An 18,831-nucleotide genomic window follows, 5' to 3' on the forward strand; every position below is an offset into this window, starting at 1 on the left:
GGAGAAGCGCGGGGCGGGGGCCGGCTGTGTGTGGCCCTCGTGATTGATGAACACCTCGCGCGCCACCATGTGCGGATGCTTGGTGGCTTCGGACATCGTCAGGACGGGTGCGAAACAAACGTCGGTGCCTTCCATCAGCTTGCACCATTCGTCGCGGCTCTTGGTCTTGAACACCGCGGCGAGCTTCTGCTTCAGCGCCGGCCACTGCCTAGCGTCCATCTGGGCGTCGTAGTCGGCATCGGTGAGCCCGGCGATCTGGCGCAGCAGCGCGTAGAACTGCGGTTCGATCGAGCCGATCGAGATGAACTGGCCGTCGGCGCACGCATAGGTGCCGTAGAAATGCGCGCCGCCGTCGAGCATGTTGCTCTCGCGGCCTTCCTTCCAGCGGCCCGCCGCGGTCATGTCGAAGAACATCGTGATCAGCGAGGCGGCGCCGTCGCACATCGCTGCATCGACCACCTGGCCCTTGCCGGACTTCGAGGCCTCCAGCAAGGCCGCGAGGATGCCGACGACGAGATACAGCGAGCCGCCGCCGAAATCGCCGACCAAATTGAGCGGCGGCACCGGCTTCTCGGCCGGGCCGATCGCCGCGAGCGCGCCGGTGATCGAGATGTAGTTGATGTCGTGGCCGGCGGCCTGCGCCAACGGGCCGGTCTGGCCCCAGCCGGTCATCCGCGCGTACACTAGCTTCGGATTGCGCGCCATCACGACGTCGGGGCCGAGGCCGAGACGCTCCATCACGCCGGGGCGATAGCCTTCGACCAGCGCATCGGCGCTATCCAGCAGCTTCAGCACGTCGGCGACCGAAGCCTTGTCCTTCAGGTCGACGGTCACGACGGTGCGGCCGCGCGCGGCGGCGCCCTGTGGCTTCTGGCCGGCGCGCACCAGCGTGATCACCTCGGCGCCCATGTCGGCGAGCAGCATCGAGCCGAACGGGCCGGGCCCGATGCCGGCGAATTCGACGATGCGGGTGCCGGAGAGCGGGCCGCTGGCGTTGGCTTTCGTGGTCGGCTTGGGGGAGGCGGTCACTGTGTCTTGCACCTTGGGTGTCCATTGTTGTTGTCCGCGCGCGGCGCGGAGCGGTTGTTGTCGGGATCAATCATCATGCCCGGTGTGCTCCGGGCAAGTGACTTTTCGTCCCAGCGCCGCATGCCGCCATGCTGCGGCACCGCACAAAAAACAAAGCGGCGCGCCACCAGCGCGCCGCTTGCCGTGGAGTGGAATTATTCAGCCTGCGGCCTGCACCGCGCGCTGTGCCATCACCTTGATCAGGTTGGCGCGGTAGTCGGAGGTGCCGTGGATGTCCTCGATCAGGCCATCGTCGGAGACCTTGATGCCGTCCAGCGCCGACGCCGACCAGTTCGCCTTCAATGCGTCTTCGATCACCGGCACCCGCATCACGCCGTCCTGAGAGGCGCCGGTGGCGGCGGCGCGGATCTCGCCGCTCTTCAGCTTGGCGACGAACACGCCGGTCAGCGCGAAGCGCGATGCCGGATTGCGCATCTTGGCGTAGCCGGCCTTCTCCGGCACCGGGAACGAGATCGCGGTGATCATCTCGTTGTCCTCGAGCGCCGTCATGAACAGCCCCTTGAAGAACTGATCGGCCGGGATTTCGCGCTTGTTGGTCTTCACCGTCGCGTTCAGCGCCAGGATCGCGGCCGGATAGTCCGCCGCCGGATCGTTGGTGGCGACCGAACCGCCGATCGTGCCGCGATAGCGCACCGCCGGATCGCCCAGCACCGAGGTGAGATGCGCGATCGCCGGGATCATGCGCTTCACGTCGGCATTGTGCATGATGTCGTAATAGGTGGTTGCCGCCTTGATGGTCAGCGTGTCGCCGCTGGCTTCGATTCCGATCAGCGCCGGAATCTTGGCGATGTCGACGAGATCGCCCGGAGCTGCGAGTCGCTGCTTCATCACCGGCAGCAGCGTATGGCCGCCGGCAAGGAATTTGGCGTCGCTGCCCTTGGCGATCAGCGCCACGGCTTCGTCGACCGAGGAGGCACGGTGATAGTTGGTGGAATACATGGGTATCTCCTGTCAGAGATCGATTGCTTGTTTGATCGCAGACCTCTCCGTCATTGCGAGGAGCGAAGCGACGAAGCAATCCAGCTTAGTGCGTGGATCTGGATTGCTTCGCGGAGCCTGTGCCCGGACCGCGCGACGCGCGGATCCGGGTGCTCGCAATGACGGTCTTATTCGGCCGCCTGTTGCAGTTGCATCGCGTGCCAGACCCGGTCCGGCGTCGCCGGCATTTCCAGCCGGTTGTTGCCGATCGCGTCGGTGATGGCGTTGATCACCGCCGCGGATGCGCCGATCGCGCCGGCCTCGCCGCAGCCCTTGACGCCGAGCGGATTGCCCGGACACAGCGTCGTGGTGTGCGAGATCTGGAACGACGGCACGTCGTCGGCGCGCGGCATCGCGTAGTCCATGAATGACGCGGTCACGAGCTGGCCGCTGTCGTCGTAGATCGCGTTCTCCAGGATCGCCTGACCGATGCCCTGCACCAGACCGCCATGCACCTGGCCCTCGACGATCATCGGGTTGATCAGCCGCCCGAAGTCGTCGACCGCGACGAAGTTGACGAACGAGGTCTTGCCGGTGCCCGGATCGACCTCGACTTCGCAGATGTAGGAGCCGGCCGGGAAGGTGAAGTTGGTCGGATCGTAGAACGCACTTTCCTTCAGGCCCGGCTCCATGCCGTCCGGCAGGTTGTGCGCCGTGTAGGCGGCGAGCGCGACCATTGGCAGCGCGATCGCCTTGTCGGTGCCGGTGACTTTGAACTCGCCGTTCTCGATGACGATGTCGTTCTCGGATGCTTCGAGCTGATGCGCCGCGATCTTCTTGGCCTTGGCTTCGACCTTCTCCATCGCCTTGAAGATCGCCGACATGCCGACCGCCGCCGAGCGCGACCCGTAGGTGCCCATGCCGAACTGCACCTTGTCGGTGTCGCCGTGCACGATCGACACCTGGTTGATCGGGATGCCGAGCCGGTCCGCGACCAACTGGGCAAACGTGGTCTCGTGGCCCTGGCCGTGGCTGTGCGAGCCGGTCAGGATCTCGATGGTGCCGACCGGGTTGACGCGGACTTCGGCCGACTCCCACAGGCCGACACCGGCGCCGAGCGAGCCGACCGCCTTGGACGGCGCGATGCCGCAGGCCTCGATGTAGCAGGACAGGCCGATGCCGCGCAGCTTGCCTTCGCTCTTGGCCTTGGCCTTGCGCGCGGGGAAGCCGGCGTAGTCGATCGCCTTCAGCGCAGCGTCGAGCGACGCGTTGAAGTCGCCGGTGTCGTAGGCCATGATCACCGGGGTCTGATGCGGGAACTGGGTGATGAAGTTCTTGCGCCGCAGTTCGGCCGGATCGACCTTGAGTTGCCGCGCCGCGGTCTCGACCAGCCGCTCCAGCAGATAGCAGGCCTCGGGCCGCCCGGCGCCGCGATAGGCGTCGACCGGCGTGGTGTTGGTGTAGACACCCACCACCTCGGTGTAGATCGCCGGGATGTTGTACTGGCCGCTCAGCAGCGTCGCGTACAGATAGGTCGGCACCGACGACGAGAACAGCGACATATAGGCGCCGAAATTGGCGTAGGTCTTCACCCGCAGGCCCAGCATCTTGTTGTCGGCGTCGAACGCCATCTCGGCTTTCGACAGATGATCGCGGCCGTGCGCGTCGGTGACGAAGGCTTCGTTGCGGTCACCGGTCCACTTCACCGGGCGGCCGGTTTTCTTCGAGGCCCACAGCGCCACCATCTCTTCCGGATAGATGAAGATCTTGGAGCCGAAGCCGCCGCCGACATCGGGCGCCACCACCCGCAGCTTGTGCTCGGGGGCGATGTTGTAGAACGCCGACAGCACCAGGCGCGCGACATGCGGGTTTTGCGAGGTGGTGTAGAGCGTGAAGTGCTCTTCGGCCGGATTGTACTCGGCGACCGCCGCGCGCGGCTCCATCGCGTTCGGCACCAGCCTGTTGTTGGTGAGCTCGATCGTGACGACGTTGGCGGCCTTGCTGAACGCCTCGTCGGTCGCCTTCTGGTCGCCGATCTCCCAGTCGTAAACGATGTTGCCGGGCGCTTCGGGGTGAAGCTGGGCTGCTCCATCGGCAATCGCCGCCTTGATGTTGGCGACCGCGGGCAGCTCCTCGTAATGCACCACCACGGCCTCGGCGGCGTCGCGGGCGAGGTTCTTGCTCTCGGCGATCACCACCGCGACCGCCTGGCCGACGAACCGCACCGTCTCCGGCGCCATCGCCGGCCACGCGCCCATCTTCATCGCCGAGCCATCCTTGGAGTGGATTGCCCAGCCGCAGATCAGGTTGCCGACCTTGTCGTCGACGATCTGCTGGCCGGTGAGCACGTCGATCACGCCCGGCATCGCCTTGGCGGCGTCGAGCTCGATGCCGGTGATCTTGGCGTGCGCGTGCGGGCTGCGCACGAAATGCGCGTAGGTCATGCCCTGCAGCTTGATGTCGTCGACATAGCGGCCGCGGCCGGTGATGAAGCGGCGGTCTTCCTTGCGCGCGACGCGCGCGCCGATACCCTCGATGCCCATGTGCAATTCTCTCCCTTCGACTGCTTTGGCCGCGCGGATTCGGAACGTCGCGGGTCGCAGCCATCATTCGAACGTGTGGTCGGCGACGAAACGGCAGGCGGGCAGGCGGCCTATTCGGCGGCCTGCGCCACATTCATGCGGGAGGCGGCGTCCAGCACCGACTTGACGATGTTATGATAGCCGGTGCACCGGCAGATGTTGCCTTCGAGCTCGTGGCGCACGGTCTCTTCGTCGAGGTTGCCGCCATAGCGGTGCACGATGTCGATCGCCGACATGATCATGCCGGGCGTGCAGTAGCCGCACTGCAAACCGTGATTGTCGCGGAACGCCGCCTGCATCGGATGCAGTTCGTCGCCCTTGGAGATGCCTTCGATCGTGGTGATGTCGGCGCCGTCGACCTGGCCGACCAGCGTCGTGCACGACTTCACCGCGCGGCCGTCGATATGCACCACGCAGCAGCCGCACTGGCTGGTATCGCAGCCGACATGGGTTCCGGTCAGGCCGAGATGATCGCGCAGCAGATGCACGAGGAGCGTTCGATCCTCGACATCCGCCGTCACGAGCTTGCCGTTGACGGTCAGTGAGACTTTGGACACGCGTCAGTCCTCCCGATGAATTTTTAATTGTTCCAATTAGAAGCGCGGCGGCCGCACTTTGCAACTGGGATTTTTCGCTACTCGGACGACCGCGAGCTTCAAGCTTTGGTGACGGTTTAGTGACCGCCGCAAACTACGCGGCCATTCGCGCCGTCGGATCGATCTTGGGCGGGAAGGTTGCTCTGAACTTAAGCAGCGGCTGCCGATCGACGCGGTTTAGGTTGCGGTGCAGCGATGATTGGAACGGGGCAGAGCACCGGCTGGGACTCAGCCGGTGCTCCTTTTACTCTGCCGCAAGTGATCAGGCGTTGTTGGCGGCGTGCAAAAGCGCACGCACCGAAGCCGTGGCGACGTCCGGATCAATTCCTGTGCCGAACACGGTGCGGCCATCGGCCGTGCGACATTCGACATAGGCGGCGGCCTGCGCGGCGGCGCCGGAGCCGATCGCGTGCTCCTGATAGTCCGCAACGTCGAGCACCGGACCGCCGGCGTCTTGCAGCGCCGCCACCACGCCCGAGATCAGGCCATTGCCGCGGCCCGACAGCGAACGGACCTCGCCGTCGATCGCGATATGGCCGATGAAGGTCCGTCGTCCTACCGGTCCGGTCTCTTCGTAGTCCACCAGCACGAACCGGTCGGTCGGGCGCTGCAGATAGCAGCCGGCAAAGCACTGCCAGATGTCCGAGGTATTCAGCTCGCGGCCGAGATCGTCCGCCAGTTTCTGGACGTGCGTGCTGAAGTCCGCCTGCATCCGCTTCGGCAGCTTCAATCCCTTGTCCTGCTCCAGCACCCAGGCGACGCCGCCTTTGCCGGACTGTGAGTTGACGCGGATGACGGCTTCGTAGGTCTCGCCGATGTCGGCCGGATCGATCGGCAGATACGGCATCTCCCAAAAGCCGTCATTGCGCTGCGCATGCGCCGCGAAGCCCTTGCGGATGGCGTCCTGATGCGAGCCGGAGAAGGCCGTATGCACCAGCTCGCCCGCATAGGGATGCCGCGGATGAACCGACAGTTCGGTGCAATGCTCGACCGTGTTCACCACCTCGCGCAGAGCCGGGAACGACAGCCTGGGATCGATCCCCTGGGTGTAGAGGTTCAGCGCCAGGGTCACGAGATCGACGTTGCCGGTGCGCTCGCCATTGCCGAACAGGCAGCCCTCGACCCGGTCCGCGCCGGCCAGCAGGCCCAGTTCGGTCGCCGCCACCCCGGTCCCCCGATCATTGTGAGGGTGCAGGCTGATGACGACGGAATCCCGCCGCGAAATGTTGCGGCAGAACCACTCGATCTGATCGGCGTAGACGTTCGGCATCGCGACTTCGACGGTCGCCGGCAGATTCAGGATCGCCGGGCGCTCCGGGGTCGGCTGCCACACGTCGAGCACGCGCTCGCAGATCTCGAGTGCGAAGTCGGGTTCGGTGAAGCAGAAGGTTTCGGGCGAATACTCGAAGGTCCAGTCAGTGCCGGGACGCTTGAGGCTCTCGTCGAGCATCGCGGTGACCCCTGTGATCGCCAGATCGACGACGTCCCGCCGCTCCATGCCGAACACCACGCGCCGGAACAGCGGTGCTGTGGCATTGTACAGGTGCACGATCGCGCGTTGCGCACCCTCCAGCGACTCGAAGGTCCGGGCGATCAGGTCGGTGCGCGATTGGGTGAGAACCTGGATCGTGACGTCGTCGGGGATCCGGTCGTCGGTGATCAGGCTGCGGACGAAATCGAATTCGGTCTGCGAGGCCGACGGAAATGCCACCTCGATTTCCTTGAAGCCGATCGCGATCAGCATGTCGTAGAAGCGCTGCTTGCGCTCGACCCCCATGGGATTGGCCAGCGACTGATTGCCATCGCGCAGGTCGGTGGACAGCCAGCGCGGCGCCGACGTCAGGCGACGGGACGGCCATTGCCGGTCCGGCAGCTCGACCGGCGTCACGAAGGGGCGGTATTTGGTTTCGGGATTCTTCAACATGATCGATATCCGTTGCGCGCGGAGGAAAGGTCAAAGCGGGCACGGCTGGATACGGCCGCCAGGCTGCCGTCAGTCCCGGCGACCGCCAGTAAGTCGAAGCGCAACGGACAGAAGTCGGTCGTGGTGAGCCGCCAGGGCGCGGGTGGTCCGACCGCAGGTCTCGACAGCCGCCGGCACCGCGCAAAGCGGTCGGGCAGGGCTGGGGACGATATCGGCGATCGAGAACACGGGGGTATCCACGGACCTCTGTGGGACTGTCGCCCTACATAAACCAATGGCCTTGTGATAATCTCGCGCGGAAAGATCAGTTTTCGTCGCGAAAGGATCAGGTGAGGCGATGCGGACGCAGGCGGTTACCGATCATGTTGCCGTCGTCAGCGAGGATGCGCAGCACTTTGCCAGCCGCCGTCATTCCCACCCGCAGGCGCAACTGATCTACGCCATCACCGGCGTTGTCTCCGTCACCACGGCCAATGGGACCTGGGTCGTGCCGCCGAGCCGTGCCGTGTGGGTGCCGGCCGGTGTCGAACACGACACGCAAAGTCGTGCTGCGGTGCAGTTCCGTTCGCTGCTGATCGATTCGACGGAAGCGAAGGGGCTGCCGGATGTCTGCACTGCGATCGAGGTGACGCCCTTGCTTCGCGAACTGATCCTGCGGCTGGTTGCGGTCGCAGGTACGCCAGATCGCACCGAATTCAGCAGCGCCGTTACGCAGCTTCTGCTGCTGGAACTGGCGACACGTCCGATCGAGCCGCTCAGTCTGCCGACGCCCGGGCATGCTCAGCTCGCGCTGTTCTGCGACAAGATCCGCGGTCGACCTGCCGCTTCCGTCTCGCTCGAGCAAGCCGCGCGGGCGCTTCACATGAGCCGGGCGAGCTTCATGCGTTTGTTTCAGCGCGAAACCGGGATGAGCTTCCTGCGCTGGCGTCAGCAGGCGCGCCTGTTGCACGCCTTGGCGCTGCTGGCCGAAGGACAGTCGATCCTGAACGTGGCTCTGGCCTGCGGCTATGACAGCCCGAGTGCATTTTCGGCCATGTTCCGGCGAGTCCTCGGGAAATCACCAAGTGAGTACTTTGCGTCCTGAACTAAAGTCGAAGCCGCAATCCCGGACTACGCAATTTACGCAGCCTTAGACAATGCTGCGTAGTTTCGGATTGCCCGGCGCGGTTCCGGGGTGCGGCGTTTTCGACGAGGTAATCAAGTGAGTGGTACGACGGCCGCCGGAGCGCGGGATAAAACCTTTGCGCTGCCGGCTTTGCGCTTTCGTGGCAAGGTCACGCTGGGCTTTGCGGTGGTGCTCGGCATTACGGCCATCAGCATGGGGCTGGCCTACCTCGGGTTCGAGCGAGTTTCGGATGGAGTCGTTGCGTATCGCGACGGCGTTCGCCAGTCCGATCTCGCCCGTGACATCGACCGCGAAATGGTCAGCTACGAGGCACGCGCCCGCCATTATGTCCTGACCGGCAAGGAGGACGATGCCAAGGCGGCGCGCGCGGCCGAAACCGGGCTCAAGGATGCGATCGACCGCTCGCTCCAGGCCGCGACCAAGCCGGCGCAACGCGCAGCCCTGGCCGCGCTCTCGGGCGAGTTCGCGACCTTCACCAAGCTGTTCGCCGACATCGTTGCGCTGAAGACCGACAGCGCCTTGGTGATTCAGAACGGGCTGACGCGCGGCGGCCTGAACCTGCGCTACAAGTTCGACGATCTGATGAGTTCGGCGAGCGACCGCGAAGATTCCAGCGCCGAGCTCGGCGCCAAGCGGGCCTCGGAGCAGTACGCAGCCGCCATGGCGCTGGTGAATACGTTCGCCATCAACTCCAGCATCCCGGTCGCCGACAATGCGTTGGCGCGGCTCAAATTCGTCGAGAATTCGCTGAACATCATCAAGTCCGGTGACGCAGAGCTTTCCGCAGCGGTGAAGGAGATCTTCACCATGCTGGGCGAGTACCGCCAGTCACTGGTCAAGCTCAGCGACAACGTCAAGGCGATCGACGCCAAGGTCGCCACCATGGTCGGCTCGGCCTCGGCGATCGTGCGCAGTGCCGAAGCCATCAAGGCCGACCTGCTCGCCGATCAGCAGCGGCTCGAGCGGGAGTCCGACGCCGCCGTCTCGGGTACCGAACGCATGGTGGCGATGCTCGGCATCGGCGGCTTCCTGCTCGGCGCGGTGCTGGCGGTGCTGCTTGGGCGCGGCATCTCGCGACCGATGCAGGCGATGTGCGCGGCGATGCGCCGGCTGGCCGGCGGCGACTTCAATGTGGTGCTGCCGGGACTCGGCCGCCGCGACGAAATCGGCGAGATGGCGGCCGCAGTCGAGGAGTTCAAGGTCCAGGCGGCCCACAAGGCGGAGCAGGACGCAGTCGCCCGCGAGCGCGAGGCTGAGGCGGGCCGTGAAGCCCGCCGTGCCGAGCTGATTGGGTTTGCCAGCGAGTTCGAAAGCGCGGTCGGCGCGATCGTGGCGCATGTCTCGGACGCTGCGTCACAGCTCGAAAGCGCCGCCGCGACGCTGACCCGCACGGCGGAGACGACTCAATCGTTGTCGGGACAAGTCGCAGGCGACTCCCAACAGGCTTCATCCGGCATGCAGGCGGTCGCCTCGGCGACCGAACAACTGTCGGCCTCTGTCGGCGAGATCGGGCGCCGGGTCGGGCAGTCGCGGGACATTGCCGAGGCCGCGGTGGAGCAGGCGCGCGAGACCGACGACCGGATCGGCAAGCTGACCCAGGCCGCGCAGCAGATCGGCGAGGTCATGCAGCTGATCACCACGATCGCCGAGCAGACCAATCTGCTAGCGTTGAATGCGACCATCGAGGCCGCGCGCGCCGGCGAGGCCGGGCGAGGTTTCGCCGTGGTCGCCGCCGAGGTCAAGTCGCTGGCGACTCAGACCGCGAAAGCGACCGACGAAATCTCCTCTCAGGTGTCGGAGATGCAGGAAGCGACCCGTGACTCGGTGACCTCGATTCAGAGGATCGGCAGCACGATCGCCGAGATCTCGACGATCTCCGCGTCGATCGCCGGCGCCGTCACTCAGCAGGACGCCGCGACGCGGGAGATCGCCAGCAGCGTTCAGGGCGTGGCGCAGGGAACCCAGCGGGTCGCCGGCAACATCGCCGAAGTCAATCGCGGCGCTGCCGAGACCGGGGCGGCCTCCGCCCAGGTGCTGCAATCCGCCCGCAGCCTGTCGTCCGAAAGTGCGCGGCTGCGCACCGAACTCGACCGTTTCATGGCGAATATCCGCGCTGCCTGATCGCTTCCATTCCGCGCGCAACCTCCTGAACTTGCGGCAGGCCGCCGCAGGTTTGGCGCGTGCATTGGAACCGTTCTGGTGCTCTCCCGTTGACCCGGCGCAAATCGGTCCATCGCTTGCCGGTGGATCGCCACGTTCGGCGCTGGCGGCGTGGCACACCGCAGCCGGAGTGGGAGGAGATGGCCGACAGCAGCAGCGCCGCAATCGCCGAGCCGCCGCCAGAGCGGATGGCGCTTGCGGCCGATGGCCGTGTCATCGCAACCGATGTTCCGGCCCGACTCGACGGCCTGCTGTGGAGCGGATTTCACACCCGCGTTGTGACGGCGCTGGGCGTCACCTGGATTCTGGATGGACTTGAGGTCACGCTCGCCGGCGCGCTGGCGGGGGCGCTGAAGAACAGTCCGAGCCTGCAATTCTCAAATCTCGATGTCGGCCTGGCCAGCAGTGCTTATCTGGCAGGCGCCGTACTTGGCGCACTCGGGTTCGGCTGGCTGACCGATCGGATCGGGCGCAAGAAGCTGTTCTTCATCACGTTGTCGCTTTACCTCCTCGCCACGGCGGCGACGGCGATGTCGTGGAGCGTCGGTAGCTACGCGCTGTTCCGCTTCCTCACCGGCGCCGGCATCGGCGGCGAGTACACCGCGATCAATTCGACCATTCAGGAACTGGTGCCGGCGCGCTATCGCGGCTGGACCGATCTGGTGATCAACGGCAGCTTCTGGATCGGCGCGGCGATCGGAGCCGTGGGCGCGATCGTGCTGCTCGATCCGGCGGTGATCGATCCCGACTACGGCTGGCGTCTTGCTTACCTGACCGGCGCGATCCTCGGTTTGATCGTGTTTGCGATGCGCTTGTGGATTCCGGAAAGCCCACGCTGGTTGATGATCCACGGCCGGCCCGAGCAGGCCGCGGCGATCGTCGCGGACATCGAGCGGAATGCTCGCCATGCGCCTTATCGGCCGCGTGTCCTGCCGACCATCAAACTGCGGATGCGGACCCACACGCCGCTGCTCGAAGTGGGGCGCACGCTGTTCGGCAGCTATCGCCAGCGCGCGCTGGTCGGGCTGACGCTGATGACCGCGCAGGCGTTCTTCTACAACGCGATCTTCTTCACCTACGCGTTGATCCTGACCGACTTCTTCGGCATTCCGGCCAATCATGTCGGCTGGTACATCCTGCCGTTCGCGGCCGGCAATTTCCTCGGGCCGCTGGTGCTCGGCCGGCTGTTCGACACGCTCGGCCGCCGTACCATGATCGGTTTCACCTATGGAGCGTCGGCGATCCTGCTCGCCGTGTCCGGCTATCTGTTTTCGATCGGCGTGCTCAGCGCGCAGAGCCAAACGATCGCCTGGATGGTGATCTTCTTCTTCGCATCGCCGGCCGCGAGCGCTGCCTATCTCACCGTCAGCGAGACTTTTCCGCTCGAAGTCCGTGCGCTGGCGATCGCAATCTTCTACGCGATCGGTACCGGCATCGGCGGCGTGGCTGGGCCCGCGCTGTTCGGTATGCTGATCGACACCGGCTCGCGCGACAGCGTGTTCGCGGGCTATCTATTCGGATCTGTCCTGATGATGGCCGCAGCCGTCATCGGTTGGCGCTATGGTGTCGGTGCCGAGCGCCGTTCGCTCGAACAGGTCGCACGGCCGCTGGCCGCAACAGAGGACAATTGATGACAACTAAGCTCGTTCAACCGCTGCATGCTGCGTCGGAGCCGGTTCCCATGCCCGGCGCGCTGGTGCCGCAGCTCGATCAATGTGCGCTGCTGCTCGATATCGATGGTACGTTGCTGGACATGGCGCCGACGCCGCGCGAAGTCTGGGTGCCGCCGGAGCTGGAACAAACGCTGAGGAGCCTGCTGGTCAGGACCTCCGGCGCGCTCGCGCTGGTCAGCGGCCGTTCGATCAACGACATCGATCTGATTTTTGCGCCGATGCGATTGCCGGCGGTCGGCGGTCACGGCGCCGAGATGCGCCTGTCAGGCGGCGGCGAAGCCGTTGCTACCCATGCGCCGCCGCTCGATCCGGAACTCAAAAGCCGGCTGGCCGCGATCGCCCGCATCAGCCCTGGTATCCTGCTCGAGGACAAAGGCTATTCGCTGGCGCTGCATTATCGTCTGGCACCGCACACTGAAAAAGCGATCTACGAATCGGTTGCGGCAATTCGCGCCGAGAATCCGGATGCGCCGCTGGAAGTGCTGCCCGGAAAATCGGTGTGCGAGATCAAGCAGTCGGGTTTCACCAAAGCGACCGGCGTGGTGGAACTGATGAAGCACGCGCCGTTCGAGGGACGACGTCCTGTCTTCATCGGCGACGACGTGACCGACGAGACCGTATTTGCGATCATGCCGGAGCTCAACGGTGTCGCATTCTCGGTCGGCCGTCACAGCGACCTCACCGCCGGCCGTTTCGATCAGCCGAGCGATGTTCGCGATTGGCTCGCAAGGCTGCTGACAACGACTGCGTAGTTGTTGATGCGTTGAGTACGGTTCCGGACAGAAAAACTCGACCCAACGCTCAGTTCTTGGAAAAGTTCCGCGATTGCGATGGAACGATCCGGATGAATGGATGTTAATCTCCCGCAGCGTCACACAGACGCACCAGCCAATGGGGAGCCGGAGGGAGACGTGAACCTGATCGTGGTGTCGAACCGAGTTGCCCGCGCGTCGGGCAACGAACCGATGACGGGTGGATTAGCGGCGGCGCTGCTGCCGGTGGTCGAAAAGTCTGGTGCGATATGGGTCGGGTCGAGCGGGCGGGTGCGTGACGGCTTTCACCGCGAGCCTTTCGCCGAAATCGAACCGCTCGGCGCCGGTGCGCTGGCGATGCTGGATCTGCCGGCAGCGCATTACGGCGGATACTACGAAGGCTTCGCCAATTCGGCGCTGTGGCCGGCGCTGCACTCCCGTCCGGATCTGATCCGGGTTTCCCACGACGATTATCATTCGTATCGCGAGGTCAACGGCTTCATGGCGCGGGCGCTCCTGCGTTTCCGCAAGCCGGGTGCCGCGTTCTGGGTGCAGGATTATCACTTCCTGGCGCTCGGCGCCGAACTTCGCCGGCTCGGCGTCGACCATCCGATCGGATTTTTCCTGCACACGCCGTGGCCGTCGCGTGCCACGATCGGCTGCGTGCCGCATCATCGCGAACTGATCGAGGCGATGCTGGCCTACGATCTGATCGGTTTCCAGACCGAGGAGGATCGCGGCAATTTTCTCGGCTATGTCGAAACCGAACTCGGCCTCAAGGTCAGCGACGGGGTGGTTTCGACCGCGCACGGGTCGGTCCGCTGCGAGGTATTCGCGATCAGCATCGACGCCGGCGCATTCGCCCAACAAGCACAGAAGGCGATGACCCACCCCGAAGTCTCCCGCCTGCGGAAGAGTCTCAATGGCGAGAAGCTGGTGATCGGCGTCGACCGGCTGGACTACTCGAAAGGTCTGGTGAACCGGGTCAAAGCCTTCGACAAGATGCTGTCCGACCGGCCTGCATTACTGCGGACGGTGTCGCTGTTGCAGATCGCGACGCCGTCGCGCGGTACCATCGAGGCTTACGGCAATCTGCAGAGCGACCTCGCCAAGCTGGTCAGCGATGTCAACGGCCGACTCGGCGAGGTCGATTGGACACCGATCCGCTACCTCAACAAGGGCTATCGCCAGAGCGTGCTGGCCGGGCTCTACCGCTCTGCCCATGTCGGCTTGGTCACGCCGCTACAGGACGGCATGAATCTGGTGGCGAAAGAATATGTCGCGGCCCAGAACCCGGTCGACCCCGGCGTGCTGGTGCTGTCGAAGTTCGCCGGCGCTGCCAACGAGCTCGACACCGCGCTGCACGTCAATCCGCACGACATCGACGGCATGGCGCGCGTGATCGCCGCCGCTCTGGCGATGCCGCTCACCGAGCGCCGGCTGCGCTGGGAGGCGATGATGGAAAAGCTGCGCGCCAACAGCATTCAGCGCTGGTTCGCCGACTTCGTCGCGGCCCTCGAGCAGGCCCATGAGAGCAATCACAGCTCGGGGCCAATCGCCCTGCCTCCCTCGCCGCAGCCGTCGGCCATCAGGTTGACGGGCGGCTGGTCACGCCGGACGCCTCACGCCGTCGGCGGGGCTGTGTTGCAGTAGTTCACCTGGGCTGGGGCAGAGCCCCCGGCAGGCCATCCGTTGGCCTGTCGGCCGGGAGGAATAGGCCAAAAGATAAGATTCCGGCACGAATTTCCCCATCCGGCAGCGCAATCCCTTGCCAAATCCGCCCGACGCGGTCATGAGAAGGGCGCCCGGAGAGGTGGCCGAGTGGTTGAAGGCGCACGCCTGGAACGCGTGTGTGCGGGAAACCGTACCGTGGGTTCGAATCCCACTCTCTCCGCCAGCACAGCCCGATTGCCCTATGGCGCGATGCTGCCGCCAATGACCACGCACGACCATGCGGCAGAGCCGCCGACGCACATCTGCCAACGTCTGCCTGCATCGGGGTCGCAAGCGGATTGATGCCTTTCAATCTGCGCAGTGTGAAAGGACATGCCGCACAATCGGGGCGACGACTTACGCCATCGCCTCGCGTAGCAGGTCCGCTCGCTCTCGACGGTCATCCCGCCTGCCTCGCTCCCGTTCCTTCGTTCAACCGCTGCCCGGAGTGGGGCATCATGTTGCTGCGACGGCTCAGCTCGATCCTGCAGCGGGCCTCGACCGGCTCCCGGACAAGTACTCCTCGGCCCGCTCGGCTTCTGCCAGCGTCACCCGGAAGGCTGACATCGAGGTGCCGTCCTCCCCGCGTCCTCCCCGCAGATCTAGGCAGCACCTATTTCCATCGATTCACTAATCGCTTTAGCCGTGCCTACACGCATGCTAACCTTTAGACGGCCTATGCATCTCTTTACGGGACTCTAAAATAGCTTGCTGCAAATCATCGCTGGAATTGCGGACCGGCTTCGCCACTCGAACCAGATGGCCGAAGCACAATCAAAATTCATCGATCTTGCCCCAACCGACAAGGCGGACGAGGCGGGAGTATATTCCGATGCGCTTCTATATGCGATGGGCAATCCACGAGTATCGAATATCGCCCTGACCGGCCCCTACGGCTCGGGAAAAAGCAGCATCATAAAGTCCTTCCTGAAGAAATACCGACGTCCTGTTCTGCAGATATCGCTCGCTGCGTTCCTTCCTGAGGCGACAGCCACGGGCGGCGCCGTAAGCAAACAGGAGATCGAGCGAAGTATCCTTCAACAGATGCTCTATGGCGCGGACGCGAACCAGCTGCCGCTGTCGCGGTTCAAACGAATTAATTCGCCCAGCAGATGGTCTATCCTACTTTCCTTGTACGTGATCCTTGGAGTCGTGGCCTGCTGGCATCTCTTTGGGGAGCGCGACAAAATTATCACGGGCGAATTCTTTCTGCCGTTAGCCTTAAGTAACTGGCCGAATTTCTTGTGGTTTGCGGTGGGGGCATCGTTTCTTTGGCTGACGGTATACCAAGTCTACAATGCGAGCTTCGGCGTGTCGCTCAAGAGCATCTCGCTCAAAGACATCGAAATTACGCCTGTGGCGGTCGACCAAGAGTCTATACTGAACCGTCACCTAGACGAGATTATCTATTTTTTCCAGTCAACGAAATACGAGCTTGTCGTAATTGAAGATCTGGATAGGTTTAACAACACGGAGATATTTGTCACACTCAGAGAGATAAATAGCCTTATCAATGAGAATGCCGGCGTAAATAGAGCGATACGATTCCTCTATGCGTTGCGCGATGATATGTTCGTGAATACGGACAGGACGAAGTTCTTCGAATTCATTATTCCCGTCATACCTATCATCAACAGCTCGAACTCGATCGATAAAGTCCTGGAGCAGGGAAGGCGGCTTTCGCTCGACATCCGGCTTGACCGGCAGTTTCTGCGTGAGGTGTCGCGATACTTGAACGACCTGAGGCTCATACAAAATATTTTCAATGAGTACGCGATCTACGTCGCCAATCTGGAGACTGATGGCGACAATGTGTTGGATGCCAACAAGCTGCTCGCAATTCTAATATATAAGAATGTCTTCCCGAGGGACTTCGAGGGCCTTCATCGTGGCAAGGGTAATCTTGCGCAGATCCTCTCCAGGCATGATGAATTTATCGCTCGCGATGAAGCAACCTATAAGGCCGCTATCGAGCGCATAGAGCACGATATCGATGTCTCCGAACAGCAGGTTCCGACTGATCTGCTCGATCTCCGCCGAATTTATGCGATGGCGTTGCTCGAAAAGCTGCCAGCCAATGCGACGCACATCTTCCAGAATGGGCAGAGTCAGATTGAAGTTGGTGTCCTTGCAAAGAAAGAAGGTTTCGATCAGATCATCAATAGCAACACGATTAAGTACAGGGATGCCAACGGATATCAGCATAACATCAATATTTCAGGCTTGCAGGCCGAGGTCGACAGCCTGAAAACGTTCGAGCAACGCAAAGAAGAGGTTGAGCAGCGGGGTGCTGGGTTTAGGAGCTCTGCCTCTAAGAAGCTGCGAGAGTTGCGGGCGGCAAGCGCTGCCCTGCGCTCCACAAAATTCAATGAAGTTGTGCGACTCAACGCAAGAGAGCTGAACGACATCTTTGAAGCGTTCGGAGACAACAGCGAGCTTGCTCGTTTTCTGATACTCGAAGGCTATCTTGATGACACCTATTGCCATTATACTTCGCTTTTCCATTCTGGTCGGTTGTCGCCAAACGATAACAAGTATCTCATTCAGATACGCGGCTTCATAAATCCGGGTCCTGATTTTCAGATTGACAATGCGAAGGAGGTCGTGGCTGCGATGCGCGACGGGGATTTCCGTCAGCAGTACGTCCTCAACGTAAGGATCGTTGATTGCCTGCTGGGTGACGAGGCTATCTATGCGGACCGCGTTGCCAAGATGTTCGAGTATTTTGCCTCTGACTTCGAAAATTGCCAAGCGTTCTTCGCTCGTTACTACGCCGCAGGACGCGAGGTGCCTAAGTTGATAGCTGGCTTGCGAGCAACGTGGCCCGGCTTCATTCCGGCTGTTCTTGCCAATCTCAGGTATCTTTCTCATGTTGGTCAGGTCATCGCGCATTTGCCAGAACCGGCCCTCAAGGCGCTGCCGGTCGCATATCCCGAGATTTCGCCGTTTGTCTCCGAAAAACTGGCTCAGATTCTCGCGCTTGGGATCGACGTTGATCCACCTCGTCTAAAGGCCCTTGGGGTCGAGCTGGTAGACCTCAGCAGTATAGAGGGCTTCCCTGGAATTGCTCGCTTCCTCTTCGATGAGGGCCTCTATACGCTCTCTGTTGAGAACTTGGAGTTCATCTTCCGAGTAATTCTACGAGTTGATGATCTCGGACCCTTGCGTAGCCAGAACTACACGACGATCAAGGGAACCGGTAATGCGGCTCTGATCTCGAGGATCGAACGCGACTTCGTTGATTATCTTAAGAACGTACTCTTGCGTCTTGAAGACAATTCGCGCGAGAGTGTGGTGGCCGTTCTGTCTATTATCGGTCGAGAGGATGCCGATTTTGACGATCTGGGAGCGTTCCTCGAAAGGCAGTTGGCGACTATCGCTTCTCTCGACGATGTGCCAGTCCGTTTTCATTCACTCGTCTTCCAGCTGAGCAGGATCGAGGCTTCGTGGGTGAATTGTCTCGCCTTCATGGTTAGCGAGGCCTTCGATGCAGAGGTTCTCACCGGTTTTCTGGAGACGGAGGCGGCACTGGCGACGCTTCCACAGCAGGCTATTCCTGATGGCGATAACGCGGATGTCCTGCGCCAGTTCCTGATCAACGACAATGCCCTGCAAGACGCGACGTATCGAATGTATGTTAAAGGGCTCCGAAGAACCTTCGTGAAGTTTCCAAGTGATCTTGATGTTAGTAAGTTGCGGGTACTGATCGAGGAAAGGAGAGTCAATTTTACGAAAGAGAACGTGGATGCGCTTCAGGGGAAAATCGACCTCCAAGTCCTGTTCGTGGTCAAAAACATCAAGGCGTATTTGGCGGATGAGGCGACGTTCGCGCTCGATGACGATTTCCGTGAGATGCTCCTTGGCGAAGATATCGGTGACAATTGTAAACTATCGATCATTGGGTCAATGAATCTCTCTTTGCTCAGCGACTTGCCATCCCGGGCCGGCAAAGTAGGGTCGGTTTTGGATAAGACGGGGGCGGACGTGAGTGCTCTGGATGCCGAGACCGCGCGAGCGGTCATCCTGAACTCGTCACCGACCCAGGTCCAGATTTCACTGTTCAACAAGTGCCAGAAAGTCCTGAGCGACGGCGATGTGCGCGAAATCCTCGCTGCTCTTCCCGCTCCGTTCTCCGACATCAAGGTTGGCTATCGTACCCCGCGGATCGAGAAAACGGATACCAACATCGAATTCGTGAAGTGGCTCGATATGCGTAACATCATTTCGTCGTGGGGCGAGACGTTGTTCGGTGATGAAATCCGTATAAACCTCTACCGCCGTGACACCGGGGTTTAGGT

Annotated in this window: 11 protein-coding genes and 1 tRNA gene; 7 read left to right on the forward strand and 5 right to left on the reverse strand. The window is 62.5% G+C overall.

Features of this window, described 5'->3' with window-relative positions; genetic code table 11:
• The 5 genes from DY468_RS05555 to leuA all read right to left on the reverse strand — a co-directional run.
• The coding region (locus tag DY468_RS05555) for a CaiB/BaiF CoA transferase family protein (RefSeq protein ID WP_164603176.1) at window positions 1-1,041 on the reverse strand (1,041 nt) is incomplete at its 3' end.
• A gap of 186 nt (window positions 1,042-1,227) precedes the next feature.
• Window positions 1,228-2,028, reverse strand: a complete 801-nt coding sequence (locus tag DY468_RS05560) for an FAD binding domain-containing protein (RefSeq protein ID WP_164603178.1) — start codon at window positions 2,026-2,028, stop codon at window positions 1,228-1,230.
• A 167-nt stretch (window positions 2,029-2,195) separates the two neighbouring features.
• Complete coding sequence (locus tag DY468_RS05565; RefSeq protein WP_164603180.1) at window positions 2,196-4,550, reverse strand: xanthine dehydrogenase family protein molybdopterin-binding subunit; 2,355 nt, start codon at window positions 4,548-4,550, stop codon at window positions 2,196-2,198.
• 110 nt (window positions 4,551-4,660) lie between these two features.
• On the reverse strand, window positions 4,661-5,146 hold the full coding sequence (locus tag DY468_RS05570) for a (2Fe-2S)-binding protein (protein ID WP_164603182.1): 486 nt from the start codon (window positions 5,144-5,146) through the stop codon (window positions 4,661-4,663).
• 301 nt (window positions 5,147-5,447) lie between these two features.
• Window positions 5,448-7,109 (reverse strand): 2-isopropylmalate synthase, encoded by a 1,662-nt coding sequence (gene leuA, locus DY468_RS05575; RefSeq protein WP_164603184.1) that lies wholly within the window; start codon window positions 7,107-7,109, stop codon window positions 5,448-5,450.
• Window positions 7,110-7,446: 337 nt separating this feature from the next.
• Between leuA and DY468_RS05580 the strand changes: the two genes are divergently transcribed.
• The 7 genes from DY468_RS05580 to DY468_RS05610 all read left to right on the forward strand — a co-directional run bounded on the left by DY468_RS05580 (window position 7,447) and on the right by DY468_RS05610 (window position 18,829).
• A complete protein-coding gene (locus tag DY468_RS05580) occupies window positions 7,447-8,193 on the forward strand; it encodes an AraC family transcriptional regulator (RefSeq protein WP_164603186.1) in 747 nt (248 codons plus the stop codon).
• Window positions 8,194-8,310: 117 nt separating this feature from the next.
• Complete coding sequence (locus tag DY468_RS05585) at window positions 8,311-10,356, forward strand: methyl-accepting chemotaxis protein (RefSeq protein ID WP_164603188.1); 2,046 nt, start codon at window positions 8,311-8,313, stop codon at window positions 10,354-10,356.
• Window positions 10,357-10,535: 179 nt separating this feature from the next.
• Window positions 10,536-12,026 carry an MFS transporter gene (locus DY468_RS05590; RefSeq protein WP_164603190.1) on the forward strand — a complete coding sequence of 497 codons (1,491 nt, stop codon included), beginning with the start codon at window positions 10,536-10,538 and terminating at the stop codon, window positions 12,024-12,026.
• Complete coding sequence (gene otsB, locus DY468_RS05595; protein WP_164603192.1) at window positions 12,026-12,820, forward strand: trehalose-phosphatase; 795 nt, start codon at window positions 12,026-12,028, stop codon at window positions 12,818-12,820. The genes DY468_RS05590 and otsB overlap by 1 nt, the downstream gene beginning before the upstream one ends.
• A gap of 159 nt (window positions 12,821-12,979) precedes the next feature.
• Entirely contained in the window at window positions 12,980-14,473 is a 1,494-nt protein-coding gene (otsA, locus tag DY468_RS05600) for an alpha,alpha-trehalose-phosphate synthase (UDP-forming) (protein WP_164603194.1), read from the forward strand.
• Window positions 14,474-14,627: 154 nt separating this feature from the next.
• Window positions 14,628-14,717: transfer RNA gene (locus DY468_RS05605), tRNA-Ser, on the forward strand.
• A gap of 575 nt (window positions 14,718-15,292) precedes the next feature.
• A complete protein-coding gene (locus DY468_RS05610) occupies window positions 15,293-18,829 on the forward strand; it encodes a YobI family P-loop NTPase (RefSeq protein WP_502706213.1) in 3,537 nt (1,178 codons plus the stop codon).
• Window positions 18,830-18,831: the final 2 nt, after the last annotated feature.

Origin of the sequence: Rhodopseudomonas sp. BR0M22 (assembly GCF_010907035.1) — a bacterium.
In the GTDB taxonomy this organism is placed as follows: Bacteria; Pseudomonadota; Alphaproteobacteria; order Rhizobiales; family Xanthobacteraceae; genus Rhodopseudomonas.